We start from the raw sequence: 2,938 nt of genomic DNA, 5'->3' as shown, positions 1-2,938 counted from the left end.
GCTCGACGCGCCGTTCGCCCAGTCCGGCACCGTCTCGGTGCCGAACCAGTCGGGTCAGATCTACCTCGTCACCAACTTCCAGGGGCAGTACCGCCTCGCCGTGCTCGGGCGGCCGACGATCCAGGGCGAGATGTTCGGCATCCTCACCACCCTGTTCTCCGGCCGCGGCACGCAACTCACCCCCGCCGCGACCCCGCTCGCCCTGGTGCCGGAGCGCGGAGGGCTGGCCGAGGGCGCGCAGTACGGGCGCATCAGCGCCGGCATGGCCTGCGAGCCGGCCTACCGCCAGATCCTCGCCCGGGTGCGCGAGGACGTGTTCGCGGTGTTTCCGGGCTGCGACGGCTGAGGCCCATTCTCAAGCCGTGCTCGACAGCTTCATCAGCACGAGGCCGCTGACGATCAGCACCGCCGCCAGGATGCGGGTGGCGTTCATCGCTTCGCCGAGGAAGGCGATGCCGACGATGAAGGCGCCGACGGCGCCGATGCCGGTCCAGATCGTGTAGGCGGTGCCGAGCGGCAGGCTGCGCATCGCCCAGGCGAGGCAGGCGAAGCTCATCGCCATGGTGACGAGGGTGATCACGCTCGGCCAGAGGCGCGAGAACCCCTCCGACTGCTTCATCGCGAAGGCCCAGACGACCTCGAGCAGACCGGCGACGACGAGAACGATCCAGGCCACGGCAACCTCATGTGGTTCATGAGCCGGGCCGTCCCGGACTTGGACCCCACCGCGAAAAGGCATGGTGGGGGAGGACGTGGCCTCGCGGGGTGCAGCTAAAGCGAAGGGCGGAAGAGTCACGTGTGGCACCGCACGAGTGTGACCTCGGCGCGCTACTCCAGCCGCACCACCACGCTGTCGCTGGCGCCCGCCGCATCCATCACCGAGATGCGCGCGAAACCCGCACCCTCCGGGCTCCACTCCGATTGCCGCCGCATCGCCTCGGCCACCGGCAGGCCGTCGACCATCCAGGTCAGGGGCGGCTGGCCGCCGAGCGCCTTGAGGGCGAGGCGGGCCTGCGCGCCCTCACTGATGCCGAGATCGACCCGGGCGCCGTCCGGCGGATAGGCGATCTTGAGCGGCACGCCGAGCGTCGCCGCGAAGGTCTTGGGCGCGTCCCGGCGGATGTGGCGCAGCGGCGGGGGCAGGGCCATGGTCGCGACGACGAGGGCGTCGCGGGGGCGGGGCAGCGCCTCCGGCTCGCCGCCGAACCGGGCGAAGGCGTCGAACAGGATCGGCGCGGCGTGGCTTCGCCCGACGAGGCCCGGCACCGAGGCGCCGTCCGGCCGGCCGATCCAGACGGCGATGGTCACGCGGGCGTCGAACCCCACCGCCCAGGCGTCGCGGTAGCCGTAGGAGGTGCCGGTCTTGAAGCTGATTCGGCCGGGCAGGGCGTTCTCCGGCGGCGGGGCGCCGCGCAGGATGTCGGCGACGTACCAGGCCGCGACCGGGTCGGCGACGCTGCGCTCCGGCTCAGGGTTCGCGGGCGGCCCGTCGAGGCGGCGGGCGAGCGCCGGCACGCCGCCGCCGCGGGCGAGCCCAGCGTAGAGCCGGGCGAGGTCGGTCAGCGTGATGCCGAGGCCCCCGAGCGCCACGGGCAGGCCCGGTGCGGTGTCGCGCGGCAGCAGGATCGCCGCGCCCGCCCCCCGCAGCCGGGCGACGAAGCGGGCGGCGCCGACCGCGTCGAGAAGATCGACCGCGGGCAGGTTCAGCGATTGCTGCAGCGCCACCCGCGCCGTGACCGTGCCGCGATACCCCATGTCGAAGTTTTCCGGCGCGTAGCTCGCGGCGAAGCGCGCCGGGCGGTCGTCGAGCAGCGTCTCGGGATGGGCGAGCCCGTTCTCGAAGGCCAGTGCGTAGATGAAGGGCTTCAAAGCCGAACCCGGCGAGCGCACGGCCTGGGTCGCATCGACCGCGCCGGCGCGGGCCGCATCGAGATAGCCGGCGCTGCCGACATGGGCGAGCACCGCGCCGGTGCGGTTGTCGATGGCGAGGATCGCGGCGGAGAGCGCCGGGCCGGCGGCGGCCGCGCGCTCGGCGGCCAGGGCCTCGAGGCTCGCCTGGAGCCGGGCGTCGAGCGTCAGGTGCTGCACCCGCGCTGACCCGTCGGCGGCGTGGGTCTGCTCGGCGGCATGCGCCGCGAGCATCGGGAACGGCTTCCGGAGCGTCGGCACCGGCTCGGCCTTGGCCGCGCGCGCCTCGTCGGCGGTCAGCACGCCGCGCTCGGCGGCGATGTCGAGCACCCGGTCGCGGGCCCGCTTCGCGTTGGCGGCGAAGCGGTCGGGGCGGCGCGCCTCCGGCGCCTGCGGCAGGGCGACGAGGAGCGCGCTCTCGGCGAACGACAGCCGCGCCGGCTCGCGGCCGAAATAGGCGAGGCTCGCCGCCCGCATCCCCTCGACCGGGCCGCCATAGGGGGCGAGCGCGAGGTAGAGGTCGAGCACGCCCGCCTTGCCGAGGCGACGCTCCAGCTCGACCGCGCGGACCATCTGCCGGAGTTTCGCGAGCAGCGAGCGCTCGGCCCGCGGCTCGACGAGGCGGGCCACCTGCATCGACAGGGTCGAGCCGCCCGACACGATTCTTCCGTGGGCGAGCCACTGCCACGCGGCGCGGAGCGTCGCCGCCGGATCGATACCGGGATGGCTGTCGAAGCGGCGGTCCTCGTAGGCCTTCAGCATGGCGAGGGCGCGCGGGTCGATCGCGTCCGCGGTGACGGGCAGCCGCCAGCGCCCGTCGGCGGTGGCGAAGGGGCGCAGCAGCTGGCCCTTCCGGTCGAGGATGACGGTGGAGCGGAGCGCGGCCTGGGTCAGGTCGAGGGGCGGGAGGGTGGCGGCGTAGCGCCAGAGGGCGCCCGCGAGCAGGAGCGCGACGGTGACGAATGCGGCGAAGAGAGCGCCGACAGGCTTCCCTCTCCCCTCTGCGGGAGAGGGTGGCCCCCGAAGGGGG

The 2,938-nt window shown here is 74.3% G+C and carries 2 protein-coding genes and 1 pseudogene; 1 reads left to right on the top strand and 2 read right to left on the bottom strand.

Features of this window, described 5'->3' with window-relative positions; all coding sequences use genetic code 11:
• Window positions 1–346 (top strand): annotated as a pseudogene (locus tag MFF42_RS25085) (transcriptional regulator); the annotation flags it as partial.
• 9 nt (window positions 347–355) lie between these two features.
• On the opposite strand, the gene sugE reads toward MFF42_RS25085, so the two are convergent.
• Window positions 356–676: a quaternary ammonium compound efflux SMR transporter SugE gene (gene sugE / locus MFF42_RS25080; protein ID WP_238258687.1), complete on the bottom strand. Its 321-nt coding sequence runs from the start codon at window positions 674–676 to the stop codon at window positions 356–358.
• 152 nt (window positions 677–828) lie between these two features.
• Window positions 829–2,938: penicillin-binding protein 1C (gene pbpC / locus MFF42_RS25075; RefSeq protein ID WP_238258685.1), on the bottom strand; the 2,110-nt coding region annotated here is incomplete at its 5' end.

The organism is Methylorubrum podarium, from assembly GCF_022179745.1.
In the GTDB taxonomy this organism is placed as follows: domain Bacteria; phylum Pseudomonadota; class Alphaproteobacteria; order Rhizobiales; family Beijerinckiaceae; genus Methylobacterium; species Methylobacterium podarium.
The sequence above is the reverse complement of the archived record's forward strand: the minus strand, read 5'-3'. Positions and strand labels throughout refer to the sequence as shown.